The 17,845-nt window shown below is 55.7% G+C and carries 15 protein-coding genes, 2 tRNA genes and 1 pseudogene; 13 read left to right on the top strand and 5 right to left on the bottom strand.

Annotated elements, in window-relative coordinates; genetic code table 11:
- Nucleotides 1-40: 40 nt before the first annotated feature.
- Complete coding sequence (locus HYU99_08880) at nt 41-1,921, top strand: penicillin-binding protein activator (protein ID MBI2340458.1); 1,881 nt, start codon at nt 41-43, stop codon at nt 1,919-1,921.
- Nucleotides 1,922-1,924: 3 nt separating this feature from the next.
- Nucleotides 1,925-2,908 (top strand): thiamine-phosphate kinase, encoded by a 984-nt coding sequence (gene thiL, locus HYU99_08875; GenBank protein MBI2340457.1) that lies wholly within the window; start codon nt 1,925-1,927, stop codon nt 2,906-2,908.
- Between the two features lie 90 nt (nt 2,909-2,998).
- Here thiL and HYU99_08870 read toward each other — a convergent pair.
- A tRNA-Ser gene (locus tag HYU99_08870) sits at nt 2,999-3,085 on the bottom strand.
- Nucleotides 3,086-3,270: 185 nt separating this feature from the next.
- On the opposite strand from HYU99_08870, the gene HYU99_08865 reads away from it, so the two are divergent.
- Both HYU99_08865 and HYU99_08860 read left to right on the top strand, forming a co-directional pair.
- Complete coding sequence (locus HYU99_08865; protein ID MBI2340456.1) at nt 3,271-3,513, top strand: GIY-YIG nuclease family protein; 243 nt, start codon at nt 3,271-3,273, stop codon at nt 3,511-3,513.
- A gap of 121 nt (nt 3,514-3,634) precedes the next feature.
- Nucleotides 3,635-3,724 (top strand) — tRNA-Ser (locus HYU99_08860).
- Between the two features lie 47 nt (nt 3,725-3,771).
- Here the strand turns inward: HYU99_08860 and bioB are convergent.
- Nucleotides 3,772-4,740 (bottom strand): annotated as a pseudogene (gene bioB, locus HYU99_08855) (biotin synthase BioB).
- Nucleotides 4,741-4,914: 174 nt separating this feature from the next.
- Between bioB and HYU99_08850 the strand changes: the two are divergent.
- The 7 genes from HYU99_08850 (at nt 4,915) to truB (ending at nt 11,058) form a co-directional block, all read left to right on the top strand.
- Complete coding sequence (locus tag HYU99_08850) at nt 4,915-5,121, top strand: hypothetical protein (protein ID MBI2340455.1); 207 nt, start codon at nt 4,915-4,917, stop codon at nt 5,119-5,121.
- Nucleotides 5,122-5,208: 87 nt separating this feature from the next.
- Nucleotides 5,209-5,433 (top strand): hypothetical protein, encoded by a 225-nt coding sequence (locus tag HYU99_08845; protein ID MBI2340454.1) that lies wholly within the window; start codon nt 5,209-5,211, stop codon nt 5,431-5,433.
- Between the two features lie 48 nt (nt 5,434-5,481).
- The gene (gene nusA, locus HYU99_08840) at nt 5,482-7,107 is read left to right on the top strand and encodes a transcription termination/antitermination protein NusA (protein ID MBI2340453.1); all 1,626 of its coding nucleotides are present in this window, start codon (nt 5,482-5,484) and stop codon (nt 7,105-7,107) included.
- An 85-nt stretch (nt 7,108-7,192) separates the two neighbouring features.
- Nucleotides 7,193-9,517 carry a translation initiation factor IF-2 gene (gene infB / locus HYU99_08835; protein MBI2340452.1) on the top strand — a complete coding sequence of 775 codons (2,325 nt, stop codon included), beginning with the start codon at nt 7,193-7,195 and terminating at the stop codon, nt 9,515-9,517.
- A gap of 5 nt (nt 9,518-9,522) precedes the next feature.
- Nucleotides 9,523-9,810, top strand: coding sequence for a DUF503 domain-containing protein (locus tag HYU99_08830; protein MBI2340451.1), 288 nt, complete (start codon nt 9,523-9,525; stop codon nt 9,808-9,810).
- Nucleotide 9,811: 1 nt separating this feature from the next.
- Complete coding sequence (rbfA, locus tag HYU99_08825) at nt 9,812-10,168, top strand: 30S ribosome-binding factor RbfA (protein ID MBI2340450.1); 357 nt, start codon at nt 9,812-9,814, stop codon at nt 10,166-10,168.
- On the top strand, nt 10,165-11,058 hold the full coding sequence (gene truB / locus HYU99_08820; protein MBI2340449.1) for a tRNA pseudouridine(55) synthase TruB: 894 nt from the start codon (nt 10,165-10,167) through the stop codon (nt 11,056-11,058). Before rbfA ends, truB begins: the two co-directional genes overlap by 4 nt.
- Before the next feature lie 12 nt (nt 11,059-11,070).
- Here the strand turns inward: truB and HYU99_08815 are convergent, their stop codons facing one another.
- Both HYU99_08815 and HYU99_08810 read right to left on the bottom strand, forming a co-directional pair.
- Entirely contained in the window at nt 11,071-12,249 is a 1,179-nt protein-coding gene (locus tag HYU99_08815) for a DUF1343 domain-containing protein (GenBank protein MBI2340448.1), read from the bottom strand.
- A 79-nt stretch (nt 12,250-12,328) separates the two neighbouring features.
- The gene (locus HYU99_08810; protein MBI2340447.1) at nt 12,329-12,886 is read right to left on the bottom strand and encodes a nucleotidyl transferase AbiEii/AbiGii toxin family protein; all 558 of its coding nucleotides are present in this window, start codon (nt 12,884-12,886) and stop codon (nt 12,329-12,331) included.
- Between the two features lie 367 nt (nt 12,887-13,253).
- Here HYU99_08810 and HYU99_08805 point away from each other — a divergent pair, with 367 nt between their 5' ends.
- A complete protein-coding gene (locus HYU99_08805) occupies nt 13,254-13,448 on the top strand; it encodes a hypothetical protein (protein MBI2340446.1) in 195 nt (64 codons plus the stop codon).
- A gap of 83 nt (nt 13,449-13,531) precedes the next feature.
- On the top strand, nt 13,532-15,067 hold the full coding sequence (locus HYU99_08800) for a YifB family Mg chelatase-like AAA ATPase (GenBank protein ID MBI2340445.1): 1,536 nt from the start codon (nt 13,532-13,534) through the stop codon (nt 15,065-15,067).
- On the opposite strand, the gene HYU99_08795 is transcribed toward HYU99_08800, so the two are convergent.
- Nucleotides 15,064-17,769 carry a hypothetical protein gene (locus HYU99_08795; GenBank protein ID MBI2340444.1) on the bottom strand — a complete coding sequence of 902 codons (2,706 nt, stop codon included), beginning with the start codon at nt 17,767-17,769 and terminating at the stop codon, nt 15,064-15,066. The genes HYU99_08800 and HYU99_08795 overlap by 4 nt on opposite strands.
- Nucleotides 17,770-17,845 lie beyond the last annotated feature (76 nt).

Genomic DNA, 17,845 nt, shown 5'->3' with positions numbered 1-17,845 from the left:
ATGTTGAAAAGTCTTTTGTTCTGTGAGAAAAAAACATTCCTTGAATCAATTCACCCAGAATCTGCGGTTCCTCTTCCTTTTCGGTCTTGCCCTGACCTTTTTTGCCTGCGGCGGGGTGGGCAAAAAGAAACCGGTCTATCCCGCCGAGGTAGACGCCTCCATGAAAGCGGCCTTCGCCGTGGCCGAGGGTTCTTACAACCGCCGAAATCTTTCGACGGCGCTTTCGGAATACCAAAAATTCATTTCTGCCTTTGCCTACAATGCGCTCACCGATGAATCATATTATAAAATGGGCAAGATTTATTTCCTTCAAGGACAGTGGGGGCCGGCCATCGGCCAGTTTGAAACCCTGATGAAAAAATCGCCCGATCCGGCCTACCGCTCCAAGGGGGGGCTGATGGCCGGCTATTCGGCCTACAGGTATCAGGACTACCGCCGGGCCCTCCAATACTTGAATCAGGCCGATCCGCAGGCGATGACCGCCAAGCTCAATCTCCGCCTTTATTCGACACGGGTCCTGGTGGGGGAAAAACTGGGGCTCTCCCGTCAGGAGATCGACTATTCCATTCTGCGGATGGCCGATATTTATGAAGACGGGACCGATCCCGGTATCTCCGATCTGTCGGCCGAGGACCTGCTTCCCAAACGCGATGTCATGCGCCGCCTCCACGGGTTTGTCACCGCCCCCCTCCCCGATGGGCGCATCCCTGCCTGGTTTCGCAGTTACCCCAAAACTTTTTCCAAACCGTATGTCGAATACAAGTGGGGAAAAACCTTGTTTGAAGCGGGTGATACGCGCGGGGCCCGCCGGAAATTGTCGGAGTTTGTCGACGCTTGGCCCAAACACGAATATGCCGACTCGGCGCGGGTTATGTTGAAGGAGCTGGGGGGCGCCGTTCCCGTGGCGGAATTGAAGGATGTGCTGAAAATCGGCGTTCTCCTCCCCCTTTCGGGTCCGCAAGGGGCGTATGGCCGAACGGTTCTGCGCGGCATCGAATGCGCCTCCGGCATGACGGATGGGTGCACGGCATCGCTGGGAACGGATATCTCCCGTCTCAAGGTTCTGCTTGTGACCCGCGACTCCGGAACGATGCCCGACGAGGTGACCGACATGATGGACGAGCTGGAAAACGAACGGGTCTCGGCCATCATCGGCCCGATGTCGGGGGAACTGGCGGAAGCGGCCTCCAAACGGGCCGAACAGATCAACATCCCTCTCTTCCCCATCACGCAAAAACCGGGGATCGAGGAGACAGGGGGCTATGTTTTCCCCATGGGATATCCGGCCGCTCAACAGATTCGCGATCTGGTCAACCGGGCGATGGCCCGTGGGCAAAGAAATTTTGCCGTGCTCTATCCGAATTCCAGCTACGGCCAGGAGATGAGCGGTCTGTTTGTGAGCGAGGTGGGCTCACAAGGGGGAAAAATCGCGGCAAAGGCGGCGTATAACCCTTCAAAGCCCGATCTCGCCGGCGATGTGAGGCGGCTCAAGCTGGGGCAGTCCCGTTTTTCGTACACCGGCACCACCGCCGGTTTCGACGCCCTCTTTATTCCCGACAGCTACCGGGTCATCAATCATCTGATCCCTTACCTGAAGCTGTCGGGCATCACGGGAATCGCCCTGTTGGGCACCAACGCCTGGAACGATGCCGCCCTCTCGCCCGCGCTTTCGGCCGATTATCCCGGCAGTTTCTTTCTGGACATCTTTTATCCCGGCAACAGGGCCGGCAAGGCCCCCGCCTTTGTCAACGGTTTCCGGTCGGCCTTGAATTTCAGACGGGGCGACATAAGGGATGCCCTCCTCGTCATGGATGCGCTGGGGGGGGCCACCGGCATTCAATCGTTTGGCGAAAGCGGCGCCTCGGTGACCCCGTTCGCCCTGACAGCGGGGGAAGGGGGCATCCGGCAAACAGGCAACTAGGAAATGAACCTCTCCGAATTCGATCTCATCCGGAAAATCCAAAGCCATGTAACCGTTCCCAATCCGCAGGTCATTTGCGGGATCGGCGACGACTGCGCCGTTGTGGACAAAGGGGGGGGCATATACCTCCTGATGACAACCGATTGCGTCGTCGAAAAAATCCATTTCGAACCAAAATATTTCACCGCCTTCGAGACGGGCAAAAAGGCCTTTGCGGCGTCGCTCTCCGACATTGCGGCCATGGGGGGGACGCCGAAGTACGCGATGACAACGTTGGGGATTCCGCAAACAATTTCCGAGAAATGGATTGATGAACTCACTGCGGGTTTTCAGCAGGAGGCGCAGAGTTTTAACGTCTCGATTGTCGGCGGCGATATCTCCCGTTCCCCCAAAAGTTTCTTTGCCGATATTGTCCAGGTGGGGGAGGTGGGGGCCCGTTACTGCAAGTTCCGCAAAGGAGCAAAGGAGGGAGACGGCATTTTTGTCAGCGGGCCGCTGGGTTCTTCCGCCCTTGGCCTTTATCTGCTTAAAAAAGGAAAATCGGGCGAGTCGCCGTATGTCCGCGCCCACAAGACGCCGCGGGCGCGAATCGGCGCGGGACAGTTTTTGGGAAAGGAGGCGGGGGTTACGGCGATGATCGATATCAGCGATGGCCTCTTGCAGGACTTGGGCCATGTTCTGGAACAGAGCGAAGTCGGCGCCGCGATCCGCTTTGTCGATGTCCCACGCGAGAGGGATTTTGAAATGCTTGTGCGTGAACAGAGGTTGTCGGCCCACGACTTGATTCTGGGAGGGGGAGAGGACTATCAGCTCCTGTTCACCGTCCATCCATCAGCCAAGGCCGATTTTAAACAGAGGGTCCAAAAGGCGGGGTTTAAATTTTACGAAATCGGGACGATTACAAATGCCGATGAAGGTTTAAAAGTGTTGGATGAACGGGGAATGGAATTAAAAAAGGTCAAAAAGGGGTTTGATCATTTTCGTTAAATCAGATTGGCCAAAACCCTGCGTTTTGATTACGCGGGCGCGTGGCGGATCATTTCAGAATGGGTCGTCGCGCCCGATTTTCAAAATTTGCGGAAGGGGTGAGATTCGAACTCACGAGACCCTTTCGGGCCTGCCGGTTTTCAAGACCGGTGCCTTCAACCGCTCGGCCACCCTTCCCCCAACACTACTGCGTTGTTGGGTCCCCCATCCCTCAAAGCACTCGTGGTGTTGGGGGAAGCCCGCCAACGCATTAGTGGGGCGGGCAATGCGACGGGGTATTGTGCGTAATTTTTCTGGGAAAATCAAACGGCAATTGTTCCTTGAACTATCGGTTTTTTTCTGGCAAAAACAGCCAGTCATGTATGTATTTTGTTTATGTCTTGAAAAGTGTCAACGATTTGAAGCATTATGTCGGGACAACTGCTGATTTGGAACGACGTATTAAAGAACATAACGCTGGGAAAGTGAGTTCAACTAAACATCGTCGTCCTTTTGAGCTTGTTTATTCAGAATCTTTCTACAATAGGGGACAAGCAGAGAAAAGGGAGCGATATTTCAAGACGGGGAAAGGGCGAGTTACTTTGAGAATTTGCATGACAAAATAGAATAGGAGCCCGCCAAAAAACGAGGCGGGCCGTGCCCGCCAAAGTTTTAGTGGCGGGCTCTCCCCCGCCAAACAAAGGATAGTCAATTTGGTGAGGGGGACCCGCCGTGTTGTTTGGCGGGGGAGAGGTGGCCGAGTGGCTGAAGGCGGCGGTTTGCTAAACCGTTGTAGGGCCAAAAGCCCTACCGGGGGTTCGAATCCCCCCCTCTCCGCAGTGCCCAATGTCGCTTTCCATCGCCCTCCGGTGTGGAGTGACCGTTTCCAGCCCCAGCGAACGGATCATCTGGAGATCCTCATCAGCGGCGCGCCCGGGGGTGGTTAAATAGTTGCCGAGCATCGTGCCCGAGGCCCCTGCGTCAAACATTTTGTCCTGCCGGTCTTTCATATTCACCTCGCGGCCGCCGCAGACAAAAAGTTCTTTGCGCGGCAAAACGAGGCGGATCATCGATATCAGCTTCAAGCAGTCGAGCGGTGTCAGATCGTTCAGGTCGGCCAGAGGCGTTCCCGGGCGGGGATTTAAGAAATTCACCGGAATGGAGTCGGGGTCGATCTCCTTTAAGTCAAAGGCAAATTCAACCCTCTGTTCCAAGGATTCCCCCATCCCCAAAATACCGCCGCAACAAATTTGAAAACCGAGCTTTTTGGCGTTTTTGAGGCTTTCCACCTCTTCGTCGAAGGTGTGGGTGGTGACAATGTTGGGAAAATACGAGCGGGCGGTTTCGATATTGTGATGGTAGTTGATCATTCCGGCCTCGCGGAGGCGCTTTAGATCATCATGACTCATGAGCCCCAGCGAGGCGCATGATTCGAGGTCGGTTTCGTCGTGAATCCGTTTGAGGGCGGAAACCAGCGTGTCGAGCTCACGCTTTTTGGTCATTCCCCGGCCGCTGGTGACAATGGAAAACTCGGTGGCCCCAAAGGCATCGGCCGCTTTTGCATCCGCGACAATCTGATCGGCCGACTTGAGGCCGTAAACCGGAGCCTGGGTTCCCTTGTAAAAATTCGACTGCGCGCAGAATTTGCAGTCCTCCACACAGGCGCCGCTTTTGGCGTTGGTGATGGAACAAAAGCTGATTTTGTTCCCGAAGGCCCTTTCGCGAAGCGCCTTGGCCGCCGGCATTACGCCGGAGAAATACTCTTCTTCGGTGCATTGAAGGATTGCCAGAGCCTCGGAGGGAGAGATACCCTTATTCCGCCAAATGATTTCAGCATCAAACGGTAACGACATGATGGGAGAGCCTTAAAATAATTTCCGCGGCAGGTCAAGACTCTGCCGTATGATCTTCAAGGATTTTCCCTCTTGCCTTTTCCCCCTTCATTAATATATATAACCCCCACATTTTGGTCGTATAATCAGGGCCAAAGGAAGCGTTTTGGCCCTTTTTTTTTGTTTCTGTGTCATGTGGATATTTCAGCGGTAAAGCAAAAAGTGGCGAGTCTTTCAGCCCCCATTGCGGCCGAAGAGGGTTTGGAACTGCTCGATGTGGTCTGGACCTTCGAAAACGGCAGAAATATCTTGCGGCTTCTTTTGGACCGGGAAGAGGGAACGGTCAGTCTGGCCGACTGCGAGCGGGTCAGCCACGCGGTGGAGGATGTGCTTGAGGTCTAGCAGATCGTTCCCGTTAAATACGACCTGGAGGTTTCATCGCCGGGGATCAACCGGCCGCTTAAAACAAAAAGGCATTTTGAAAAGTCGGTGGGAAAGGTCATCCGGGTAAAAACAAAGATTCCGCTCGATGGCCGGCAAAATTACAAGGGGGTTCTGAAGTCGGTTGGCGGAGCGGAGCTGGTGATGGAGATTGATCGGAAAGAATATGTGGTTCCGATGAATCAGGTGGAAAAGGCGAATTTGGAATATAAGGAGGGTTCCCAAGCCGCGCCGCCAGTGGCGGATAAAGCGGCTTGGGAGCGGAGATCATAGAGGCAAAAAGCGATTTAATTGAATGTAAAATAAGATAAGGAGTAAGTCATGATTGTCGATCTCAATCGTGTTTTGGAACAAATCGAAAAGGACAAGGGGATTCCCCGTTCTGCGCTGATCGAGGCGCTGGAGGCGGCGATGCTTTCGGCGGCGCACAAAAAGATGGGTTTTTTGGGGGAGCTGGAGGCCCACTACAATCAGGAAGTGGGCGAGGTGGAGCTGTTCCAGTTTAAAACCGTGGCCGATCCCATCACCAACCCGAATACCGAAATATCCCCCATGGATGCCAAAAAACTCGACCCCGACGCCGTCATCGGCGACAGCCTCGGCGAAAAAATCGATCCGAACATTCTCGGCAGGATCGCGGCCCAGACCGCCAAGCAGGTGATCATCCAGAAAATGCGCGACGCCGAACGCGACGTGGTGTTCAAGGAATACAAAGACCGCGTGGGGCAGATTCTTTCGGGCATTGTCCGGAGATATGAAAAAGGGAACATGGTGGTCGATCTGGGCAAGACGGAGGCGATCATTCCCTACCGCGAGCAGGCGCAAAGCGAGGCCTACAAGCCGGGCGACCGGATTCAGGCCTTCTTCATGGAATTAAACACCTCCGGCAGGGGGGCGCAGGTTATTTTGTCCCGCCGTCATCCCTCCCTTTTAAAGGCCCTTTTCGAGGTGGAGGTGCCCGAAATTTCGGAAGGGATCGTGGAAATTAAAAGTTGCGCCCGCGAGCCGGGCATCCGGGCCAAGGTGGCGGTTTATTCCAAAGATTCGGATGTCGATCCTGTCGGCGCCTGCGTGGGGATGAAGGGGTCACGGGTGCAGAGCGTCGTTCAGGAACTGCGCGGCGAAAAAATCGACATTGTCCTGTGGGACGACGATCCCGCCAAATTTGTCTGCAACGCCATTGCCCCGGCCGAGGTGAGCAAGGTCATCATCAAGGAAAACGAGCATGCCATGGAGATTGTGGTGCCGGACGACCAGCTCTCGCTGGCCATCGGACGCAAAGGGCAGAATGTCCGGCTGGCCGCCAATCTCACCGGGTGGAACATCGATATTTACAGCGAAAGCAAGCTCGATGCCATGGCCAAGGAGGCCAAGGGGCGCCTGGTGGAGGACTTGGAAATCGAGGAGGGGATCGCCACCGTTCTTTACAGCAACGCCTTCCGTTCGGCGGAGGAAATCAAAGAGGTGGGGCTGGAGGAATTCTTGAAGATTCCGGGGATGGATCCCAATTCGCTGAAGAAAATTTTCGAGCGGGCGGGCTGGGTGGTTGAACATCGCGCTGAAATCGACGCCGAACGGGCGGTCCGAAGGGCGGCCGAGGCGGCCGCCCAAGCCGAAGCGGCCGCCGCCGAAGCGGCAAAACTCGAGGCCGAGGCGGCCCCCCAGGCCGGGTCGGCCCCCCAAGCCGGGTCGGCCTCACCCGAGGTTCAAGCGGCTGAACCGGTTGCGGTTGAAGCGGTAGCAGAGGCGGCAACTGTGGCTCAACAGGAACCGGTGCAAGCGCCACTGGTTCAGGCTGACGGCTCCGCGCATCCGGAACCTGTGGAGGTAAAAGAGGGGGAATCGGTTGTGGTGCCGGGAACGGAGATTCGGAAAAGAAAGGCGAGAAAGAAAAAAGAAGGTGCCGAAGGGACAGAGGCACCGGCTACCGAGCCTGAAACGTCTTAAAGGTGCCGGGACTTGAAAGTCCTGCTTGTCTGAACCAGCCGCAAAGCGGCGTTGAGGGGGCGACGCGAGCCCCTGAAAATAGATCATGGAAGAAAAAACCCAAATTCAGGAAAAGCGGATCAAAACGACGTTAATCCGGCGCCGAAAGGTGGAGGCTCCACCTCTTCCTCCGGCCGAAGAGGCCAAAAAAGAAGAAGCAGGCGGCGTCGCCGCGGAACCGGCCGGAGCCCGGCTGGCCCCCAGGGGGCTGGCGGCCGGCGTTAAAACCGCCGCCTCTGCCAAAGAAGCCGCCCCCGTCGGGACTGCCGACGCCGCGCAGACCGCTACCAGCCCGGCTCCGGCCGCCAGCCGGGCTCCGGCTGACAAAGAAAAACCGGGCGAAGAGAAAAAGGAAGTTACTGCGGCCGAGGAGGAGGAAGAAAAGGCCAAGCAGTTAAAGCTCAAAAAAATTCCCAAAAAAGGGGGGGGGAAAGAGGTTCTTGAAGTGGAGGGGATCGGCCGGGTCAGCACCATCACCCAGTTGACGCGCATCGCCCATGCCGACCGGTTGGAGCGGGTATTTCAACCGACCCGCGGCGGGCGAAAGAAAAGAATCATCCCCCGTAAGGGGCAAAAACAGACCGTCATCACCGTTTCCAAGCAGATCAAGAGAATTGTGGAAATGACCAAGTCGATCTCGGTCGCCGATTTGGCCGGTCAGATGCAGGTGAAGGCCTCGGCGGTCATCGCCAAATTGATGGGGATGGGGATGATGGCCGCCATCAATCAAGAGATCGATTTTGACACCGTCTCGCTTGTGGCGCAGGAGTTTCAGTACGAGGTGCGCGATGTTGGTTTTAACGAGCAAAAGGCGCTGGCCAGAGGCAAGGAGGGGGAGGAAAATCTCACACACCGTCCTCCCGTGGTCACCGTGATGGGGCATGTCGATCACGGAAAAACCTCCCTGCTCGACGCCATCCGACAGACGAGCGTGGCGGAAGGGGAGGCGGGGGGGATCACCCAGCATATCGGCGCCTATACCGTTGCCCTCGGGACACCGTCCCTTCCCAAAGGAAAAATCACCTTTCTCGACACGCCGGGCCACGAGGCCTTTACCGCCATGCGGGCGCGCGGCGCTTCAGTGACCGATCTGGTTATTCTCGTTGTTGCGGCCGACGACGGCATCATGCCCCAGACGGTGGAATCAATCGACCACGCCAAGGCGGCAAAGGTTCCCATTGTCGTGGCCATCAACAAGATCGACAAGCCCGAGGCCAATGTGGAACGAATCAAAAGGCAACTGGCGGATCACGGCCTATCTCCCGAAGAATGGGGGGGCGATACGCTGATGGCGCTGGTCTCGGCCAAAAAGAAAACCGGGATCGAAGACCTGCTCGAATCGATTCTTCTGCAGGCAGAGGTATTACAGTTGAAGGCCGATCCAAACCGCCGGGCCAGAGGGGTGGTGATCGAGGCGAAGCTCGACCGAACGAGGGGCCCCGTGGCCACCGTTTTGGTGCAAGAAGGGACTTTGCGCCTGGGAGACATCATTATTGCCGGTTCCTCATCCGGCCGGGTGAGGGCGATGACCGACCACCGGGGCGCGCCCGCGGAAGAGGCCCCTCCCTCGTATGCCGTCGAAATTCTGGGGTTGGGCGAAGTCCCTTCCGCCTCCGACCCCTTCCATGTCATGGCCAACGAAGAATCGGCCCAGCAGGTGGTGGAGCATCGCATTGATGAACAGAGAAAAGCGCAGGCCGTCCCCCTCAAAAAAGTCTCCCTCGAAGACCTCTTTGCCCGCGTTCAGGAGGGGGAGGTGAAGGAGTTGCGCGTCGTGCTCAAGGCCGACGTGCAGGGTTCGGTTGAGGCGGTCTCCGAGGCGATCAAAAAACTTTCCACGCCGAAGGTTGCCGTGAATGTCATCCATGCCGCTGTCGGGGGCGTCAATGAATCGGACGTGCTTTTGGCCTCGGCCTCCAACGCGATCATTGTGGGGTTTAACGTCCGCCCCGAAACCAAGGCGCTCTCCGTGGCCAAGGGGGAAGGGGTGGATGTCAAGCTCTACAAAATCATCTATGAAATGGTAAATGACGTGAAGCAGGCGATGGAGGGGCTTCTGGCCCCCACCAAAAAGGAAAATTATCTCGGCCGCGCCGAGGTGCGCCAGACTTTTACCGTCTCCAAGGTGGGAACGATTGCCGGCTCGTTCGTGATCGACGGCAAAATCACCCGCTCCGCCTCCCTCCGTCTTTTGCGCAACAACGTGGTGGTCTACGAGGGGAAGGTCGCCTCCCTCAAGCGGGTCAAAGACGACGCCCGCGAGGTGACCTCCGGCCTTGAATGCGGCATCGGCCTTGAGGGTTATCAGGACATAAAGCCGAAGGATGTGATTGAGGCGTTTGAAATCGAGCTGATTCGGGCGACTTTGTAAATATAATGTTGGTTGGAATTGTCAAACTGGACGTTCACTTCCCCTACTGCCATTCCCTGAAGGAAAAACGACAGCAACTCAACAAAATAAAGGGGCGGACGGCGGCAAAGTTTTCCGTCAACATCTCGGAGGTGGAGCATCAGGACACCTGGCAGAGGTCGCAGATCGGTTTTGCCCTTGTCGGGAGCGATCACGGATTCATCGAATCGCTGACGGATCAGATTTTGCGTTTTATTGAAGGGTTGGGATTGGGGGATGTTTTGGATTGTCAGCGGGAGGTTATTTCTTTTTAAAATGGAATCCCATCGCATCAGGAAAGTCGAGGAGGCGTACAAAAAAGAGATCACCCAGCTTTTGTTGTTTGAGGCGCGCGATCCTCTTTTGCAATCGGTCCGCGTGACCCGCGTGATTTTCACCCCCGATCTCCGCCTGGCGCGCATTTATTATGAAGCGGACGGCCCGCCGGCACGGAGAAAAGACGTTTTAAAGGGGCTGAAACGAAGCAGGGGTTTTTTGAAAAAGGAGCTGGCCGACCGGATCAAGCTCCGCTTTATGCCGGAACTCGAATTTCACTACGATGAAACGACCCAGGCGAGCTTGAGGGTGGAAGAGTTGTTTCGAAAGTTGGAAGAAGAAAAGAACAAAACATGAACGGTTTTCTCCTTATCGACAAGCCCGCCGGTATCAGCTCCAACGAAGCTCTTAACATCCTCAAGAAAAAAATAATGGGAAAAATCGGGCATACCGGCACGCTCGATCCGTTTGCCACGGGACTGCTTGTTGTTGCTGTCGGCGAGACGTCAAAAATCATTCCCTATCTGAACGAAGAACCGAAGGTCTACGAGGCGATGCTCAAACTGGGTGAGGCGACCGATACGCTTGATAAGACAGGACGCATCACGGAAAAAAAAACCCATTTGCCGATCGACCGGGAGGCTGTCGAAAAAGTCCTGAAATCTTTTGTGGGCCGGCAGACCCAAATGCCTCCCATGTATTCCGCAAAAAAAAAGGAGGGGAAAAAACTGTATGAATTGGCAAGGCAAGGCTTGGAGATTAAACGTCAGCCGCAGGAGATCGAGATTTTTGAATTGTCTCTTCAAATCCCCCCGGCTCCTATGGAGCACTCCCCCCTTTGTCAAAGGGGGGTGGGGGGGGATTTAATCTCCTTCCGGGTTTCCTGTTCGCGCGGCACTTATGTCCGCGTCTTGGGGGCCGATCTGGCGGGGCGGCTTGGAACGGTGGGGCATTTGACGGAGCTTCGGCGGATACAGGCGGGGTCATTCAGCGTAAAGGACGCCGTTGATCCCGCGTCGGATTTCGATTTGGAAAAAAATCTCATTTCAATGGAATCGGCGCTGGCCCATTTGCCTTCCGTCGATCTGTCGGCCGTCGAAGCAAAGCGGATTTGTCAGGGACAGCCGATAACGGCGGCCGATACTGAAAAAAATATTGTTGTCTTAAAAAGCGGGAGTGATTTTTTGGGCATCGGCGAGTTTCGCGGCGGCAAGTTGTGGCCGAAGAGGCTGGTGAATAGTGGATAGTGGATGGTAACATCAATACAACAAGTGTTTCTGCCTCTTCTTCAAAAATTCCTCGTACCCTTCCTTCCAGTCTTTCTGAATATCCTCCAGCGATGCGTGGGCCTCCAGTTTTTTGCGCAAAACGGCGTCGCCGGAGAGGAGGTCAATCGCCGGAATCTCGCTGACAAATTCGTACGGTTTATCGCGCCACTGGAAATCGTTCGGGTAGAGGTCGATCACCGTTTTTAAAAAGGCAACTCCGGTCAGATAAGGCCTGAATTTTTTCCGGTCGGTCACATGCAGTTGGACGCCGCCGCATTCTTCGTTGGCCCATTTGTGAAAGGTCGGCCGAAAAGTTGTCGGCCGAAAAATAACCCCTTCCAGATGGAGAGCGCTTAAATTTTTGGCCAGCTCATGCGCGTCGATAAACGGCGCGCCGGCCAGCTCGAAGGGGCGCGTGGTGCCCCGCCCCTCCGAGAGATTTGTCGCCTCCAAAAGACACATGCCGGGATACACCAAGGCGGTCTCCAAAGTCGGCATATTAGGGGAAGGGGGAACCCACGGGAGGGAGGTCGCGTCGAAGAACATTTCCCGCTTCCACCCCTTCATCGGCACCACTTTCAAATTGCACTCGATGTTGCATTCCTCATTAAAATAAGCGGCCAATTCGCCGATGGTCATCCCGTGGCGCACGGGAAGCGGATAGAGCCCCACGAATGATTCAAACCCTTTTTTAAGAATTTTTCCTTCAAGGTCGATCCCATTGATCGGATTGGGGCGGTCGAGGACGATCATCTCCCGGTTGTTTTCGGCGCAGGCTTGCATGGTCAGCGCCATCGTGTAGATGAAAGTGTAGTAGCGGGAGCCTATGTCCTGAAGGTCGCATACCACGCAATCGACATCGGCAAGATCTGCGGGCGTCGGTTTCAGCGAGGCAATGTTTTTTCCGTACAGGCTTTTTACGGGAAGGGAGGTGCGCGGATCGGTTTGCGATTCGACGGCGATCATGTCTTGCGCGTATCCCCAGAGTCCATGTTCGGGGGCGAAGAGCCGGGTCAAATTGATTTTTGGATTTTCGTAAAAAAGGTCGAGCGTGTATTGGAGTCGGGAGTTGACACTGGCCGGATGGACCAAAAGGGCGACCCGCTTGTTCTTAAAGTCGACAATCTCTTCCTCAAAAAGACGATCGATGCCTGTTTTCACCTTGGGCATATTTTCTCCGCCCCAATATTGGCATTTTTTCTGATGGGCTTCTAGGTTTTTTTGATTCCCCATCGGCTGGGTGGGAATATTATAGCGCCAAAATCTTTCTCAATTTTTCCAAGGCTTCGGCATGCTTTTTAGCCGGCATTTTTCGGATATTGGCGAGTTTCCACTGTAGCGCCGGCAGGGTTTCGATTCCAGGCAAGCCCAGCAAGTTCCATTTGGGATTTCCCTCCTTTATAGAGAACAGAAATTGTCTTTCGTTGGATGCCAGGTCCCGGTTGATTTGTGAAATAAGCATTTCTCTGACATCGACCAGTTCCCGACAGGTAACAGGCGCAAGGGTCATTCCGGAAAACTCGGCCTGAAAGACCTGTTCAAAATCATGCCTTGCGGGATTAAGTAATTCGTTCATCGGCCGATCATGGCTGGCCAAATAAACAACAAAGGCCCTTCTGGTGTCCGGGGTGATCCCCTCATTTTCGAGAAGAATTTTTATATCAAAAATATCGCGCGGATGCTGGCGGTCGAGAGCCGCGCAAATTTTTCCGCCATAGAGATCCGCAAAAGAAAGAGTGTTGATAGAGGCGGTTTTTTCAAAAACAGTTTCGGCTTTGGCACACAGATTGGCAATGGCATAGTTTATTTTATTTCTAAAAAGTAGATTATAAGTCTATTTTTTTGAATATATTTAAACTAATTAATAATCAGAATGCTCGCTTAATAAACCGTAACTTTTACCGCCGCCGGCCGATAAAGAAGATTCTGAAATCAAAGTCAAAAGCCTGTTAAGTTTTATCATGACAATCATGTGTCGGTGATGGCATGCATTTTTTGGAAACGGAACCGACCGAAAATCGGACGGTACCGTCCGAAAATCGGTCGATTGGCGCTTCTCCGACGGGCGCGATGAATCGCGCCCCTACAAGCTAACTCCTTGTTTTCCCTGGACCCTATACCCTAAACCCTATCCCCTGCCTTACTTGGCACGATCTTTGAAATAGAAAATCGGCATGTTCGTCCTTGTCGGAAACATCCTGGAAACCGGGAAAGAAATTTATCGGCGCCAATTTGAAGGGATCGACCTTTGCCTCGATCCGCTCCGGATCTGTTTTGGCGATCATGTCTCTGCCGAAGAAGAAATCACCCATTGGATCGAACCGCCCAGAAGCTTCACAAAGCGAACCATCGGGCTTGGCCCGTGGTGAGCGCGGGGTTTGGGGCCATGTGAGGCCCGTAATATCATATAAATGCGAGTAGCAACGACCGGGCCGAACGGGCCCCAAATCATATGATCTCCTCCATTAAATCGGCTGGTCTGCTTGGTATCAACGCCTATCCGCTGGATGTGGAGGTGGATATCTCCCTCCAATCTTTGCCCCAGTGGCACACCGTCGGATTGCCGGAAAGCGCGGTGAAGGAAAGCCGCGAGCGGGTGGTTTCGGCCATCAAGAACAGCGGCTACGATTTTGCCCAGCGGAAGGTCACCATTAATCTCGCGCCGGCGGACATCAAAAAAGAGGGGACGGCCTTCGATCTGCCGATAGCCCTCGGTCTTTTAAACGCCTCCGGCGTGGTGCAGAGCGAAAAGGCGCAGTCGTATCTTTACGTCGGAGAACTTTCGCTGAACGGCGATCTCCGCCCCATTCGCGGCGTTTTGCCGATTGCCATGCTGGCGGCGAGAAAAAAGTATGCCGGAATCATCCTCCCGGAGGTCAATGCCGGGGAAGCGGCAATGGTGGAAGAGCTTCCGGTCTTCAGTATGAAACACCTCTCGGAGGTGGTGGAATTTGTGGAGGGGCGTCTTCCGCTCGATCCCGTTGAAAACCGTCCCTTCGGCGGGAACGGGTCCGGCGCAAATGCCCGTGTCGATTTCGACGAGATCAGCGGCCAGTACCAGGCCAAGCGGGCGCTGGAGGTGGCGGCCTCGGCGGGGCACAACATCCTTTTTGTCGGCCCGCCGGGGGCGGGAAAGACGATGCTTGCCTCGCGCCTCCCCACCATTCTTCCATCGCTGACCTTTCAGGAATCGCTGGAGACAAGCCAGATCTACAGCGTGATGAATCTTCTGCGTCACCAAAACCAGCTTTTGACCGAACGCCCCTTCCGGGCGCCGCATCACAGCGTCTCCGATGCCGGATTGATCGGCGGCGGGACCATCCCCCGCCCCGGCGAGGTGTCGCTGGCGAACAACGGGGTTTTGTTTCTGGATGAAATGCCGGAATTCAAAAAAAATGTGTTGGAACTCCTGCGTCAGCCTCTGGAGTCGGGAGAGGTGACCATCACCCGCGCCTCGATGAGCCTCACCTATCCGGCCGATTTCATGCTGGTGGCGGCGATGAACCCCTGCCCCTGCGGGTTTTACGGCCATCCGCGTAAGGCCTGCGTCTGCACGCCGCATCTGACGCAGAAATACCGGACCAAATTGTCGGGCCCCCTTTTGGACCGGATCGATCTGCAGATCGAGGTGCCGCCGGTTCCCTTCGATGAGATGACCTCCACCCGCGAGGCGCGGGAGTCATCGGAGGCGATTCGAAAGCGGGTGATCAAGACGAGGGCCATCCAGTGCGAGCGGTTTAAAAAAGAGGGGGTCCGGCTCAACTCGCAGATGACCCCCCGGATGATGCGCAAATACTGCGGGCTTGGCGCGGAGGGAAAGCAGTTGCTCAAGGGGATTATGGAAAAATTTCACCTCTCGGCGCGGGCCTTCGATCGTATTCTGAAAGTCTCCCGGACGCTGGCGGACATGGAGGAGTCTGAATCCATTGAAACCCGCCACCTCCTGGAAGCGGTCCAGTACCGGAGCCTCGACCGAAATCTGGTTTAATTCTTCAAGACAAGCTGACAATTTCCAAGGCCGGGAAAGGAAAGCACGATCTTGCTTCCGGTGACTGTTCCCGTCGGACCTGCGGAGGTGCCGGGACATTGGCCGCTCCCGGCCTGTCCATTCAACACGCCGGTACAGTTTCCACCTGGTGTCAGGGTGACCGTCAGATTTCCCGTGCCTCCGGCGCCGTAAGCAGTCAGGCCGGGTCCCCCCGAGGTGAACGTATAGGCGTTGTCCGCCGTTGCGAGGCAATAGGAGCCGCCTGGGCTTGTCTTTGGGGTGTCGGGCCCAGTGTATTTGGTCCAGGTGTTGTTGCGCAGGGTTCTGTATTGACAGGTACTGTTGGACGCAAGACATGCAAGCCCGATCCCGTTCACGCAGGCTTCTCCGATGGTGCTTGTCGTTGTCCCCGTACAGCTTCCCCCTTCGGATGATCTGGCAACGCAACTGAATTCCTTGCAATATTTGTCCGCCGGGCACTGGCTTGTCGCATTGCAGGGGATCGCCCACGTAATGCCCGCGCAGGTTCCCGAGACGCACTGCAGGGGGCTGACACATTCCCCCGTGAAGGCGCAGGTTTGCCCCGAGGTTTTTGTCTCCGCGACAGTCGTGTAGCCCGATCCGGTGTAAGCGCCGCAGACTCCGGCATTGCAGAAAAAGGACTTGCACTGGTTGTTGGAGGTGCAAGAGACCCCGGCTCCGGCCAGAGAGGCCCCGGTAAAAAGGTTCTGGATAAAAGTGGGGGGTGAATCGCAGATCCCGGCATTACACCACATGCTCTGGCAATCCATGGGGGACGTGCAGGGATCGCCGATCACCTTCAAAGTTCCCAGAGAGGCCATAAAGGATGTCGTAGCGGCGCAACGCCCCGTACTGCAGGTTCCGCTGATGCACTGGTCGGCGCTTGTGCAGGTCATTCCCGGTGCTCTATAGCCGGTCAGGGTTGAAGGACGGCAGACGCCGGCGCTGGCGGTGGAACTGGTACAGGTAAAACCGCTACTACAGGGGCAATCGGAACCGGCCTCCCCGGAGGCGATGGTTACCTCGCTTCTCAATACGGGCGTTGTTGCGTCCCCGGAACCGAAAACAGTCACACCCGCCGGGGCGCCATTGGCCGCCATGCAGAATCGGTTCCTGTGACGGCCGACGCAGACCTCGCCGCTGGTGCAATCGGAGTCGGTATCGCACGATCCGCCGATGGTGGTCGAATCGGCGGTGCATACGCTACTCACACAGAGTGAACCTGCGCAGTCGCTATCCGTAGTGCATGATTCCCCGGGGCCGTTAAAGATATCGACTTTACGGGCCGAGGCGTCAAAAGCCAAACCGTCTGTGACAAGATTCGCCATAAAAGTGCTGAAGGCCTTTGTGCCGCCGGTCGATATCGAAAACTGTACCGAGTTGTCCTTTAAGGCCGGGGCAAGGACGGAGGCGAGCTCCGACGGAGAAAGAAAGCCCCCCTCGCTGGCATATTCCGCATTGAACAAAAGGGCGGCCCGGGCCGCGGTTTTTGCGTTGTAGGAACTGAAATCCGTCGGAAACGTCGCGTCAAGCAATCCCATCGCCTGATTGATGACCATCGAGTCGGTGCCGGCGAAATTCCCCAATCGCATCATTTCGGCAATGGCCCCCGGTACTTTCCGATCGGTGGCCCCTTTTTCGACAAGGTCGGTCACGGAGGTTACGGCAAGGGCCATATTTTGGAGCTCTTGAATGCTGAAAGGGTCGTTTCCAGTCTGGTCCACTTCTTCCGGGGTCGATACCCCCACTGTGGCGACAATCATCTTGGCGATGTCGGCGGTGTCGAGCCCTGTCTCGGCGGCCGCGTTGGTTACAGCCTCGGTCCACACAGGACCGTCCGGATCATCTGGATTAGAGTAGGCGTCGGCAATGACCCCCGCCGTCTCCTGTGTGTTCACGACAGAATCGGCAAGGGTTGAACTGTCCGCTACGAGCGACTCGATGCCTTCTATGCTTTGATCGGCAAAGGCTCTTTCCATCAAAATAACCGGTCGTGTTGCCTCCGGCGCATCGAGGATGATATCTTGCATGGCGGTGACGAGGCTTCTGGCGGAGTCGGAGACGGTATCGGTATCCTCGTCGTCATCAGTCGTTGTGGCCGCCTCGGCGTACAGGGCATTCATGGCCTCGATAATGGATGGTCTGTCCGTGTCCGGATTGTCCTCAAGGAGGGCTTGCACGGTTGCCATTGTCACAGTGGTCACCGGATTGATCGATGTGGCCTGTGGTTCTCCCGATGCCTGAAGGGCCTCTGTTTCTTCCGGTGTCATGGCTATCATTGCGTGTTGGATCGTGGTGCCGGTATCGGCTACCAGAACTCCTCCTTCTTCTGCCAAGGATACCGGGACTTCTATTGTGCAGGTGCCGGTTTCGTCGATGGTGCAACCATAAATGGTGGGGAGAAGACCATCAGCTGTCTTGAGAATCACGTCACCTGCCTCGGCGGCCTCTGTGGCCATGGCGGGCGATTTTAAGGCGAGACCTCTTTTTCCCATCGTCAGGGCAGGGACCGAAAGATTGGCGGACACCGGTTCGGCCACCGTAACAGCGAGAGTGATGGTTTCTTCGGAAAAGGTCCCCTCGTCGACAGCCTCTTCATCCTCCGCCGATTCGAGGCAGGCCTGCAAAAGACCAACTGCCAAAAACAGGGCCACCCCAAACGGGAAGATATTTTTCATCATCCAATCCGCCCACCCTTCTTAAGGCATCGTCTTACAACGTCCCGGCCGTGATATTGACGGTAAAATCGCCCGCGGC

This window comes from Deltaproteobacteria bacterium, assembly GCA_016183175.1.
In the GTDB taxonomy this organism is placed as follows: Bacteria; UBA10199; UBA10199; order UBA10199; family SBBF01; genus JACPFC01.
Note: the sequence above shows the minus strand (reverse complement) of the source record. Positions and strands in the feature narration are given on the sequence as shown.

Bases quoted from the DNA above. Each gene is read 5' to 3' on its own strand.
- thiL (MBI2340457.1), top strand. From the start codon at position 1,925: ATGAACCTCTCCGAATTCGATCTCATCCGGAAAATCCAAAGCCATGTA.
- HYU99_08865 (MBI2340456.1), top strand. From the start codon at position 3,271: ATGTATTTTGTTTATGTCTTGAAAAGTGTCAACGATTTGAAGCATTAT.
- nusA (MBI2340453.1), top strand. From the start codon at position 5,482: ATGATTGTCGATCTCAATCGTGTTTTGGAACAAATCGAAAAGGACAAG.
- infB (MBI2340452.1), top strand. From the start codon at position 7,193: ATGGAAGAAAAAACCCAAATTCAGGAAAAGCGGATCAAAACGACGTTA.
- HYU99_08830 (MBI2340451.1), top strand. From the start codon at position 9,523: ATGTTGGTTGGAATTGTCAAACTGGACGTTCACTTCCCCTACTGCCAT.
- rbfA (MBI2340450.1), top strand. From the start codon at position 9,812: ATGGAATCCCATCGCATCAGGAAAGTCGAGGAGGCGTACAAAAAAGAG.
- truB (MBI2340449.1), top strand. From the start codon at position 10,165: ATGAACGGTTTTCTCCTTATCGACAAGCCCGCCGGTATCAGCTCCAAC.
- HYU99_08815 (MBI2340448.1), bottom strand. From the start codon at position 12,249: ATGCCCAAGGTGAAAACAGGCATCGATCGTCTTTTTGAGGAAGAGATT.
- HYU99_08805 (MBI2340446.1), top strand. From the start codon at position 13,254: ATGTTCGTCCTTGTCGGAAACATCCTGGAAACCGGGAAAGAAATTTAT.
- HYU99_08800 (MBI2340445.1), top strand. From the start codon at position 13,532: ATGATCTCCTCCATTAAATCGGCTGGTCTGCTTGGTATCAACGCCTAT.
- HYU99_08795 (MBI2340444.1), bottom strand. From the start codon at position 17,769: ATGATGAAAAATATCTTCCCGTTTGGGGTGGCCCTGTTTTTGGCAGTT.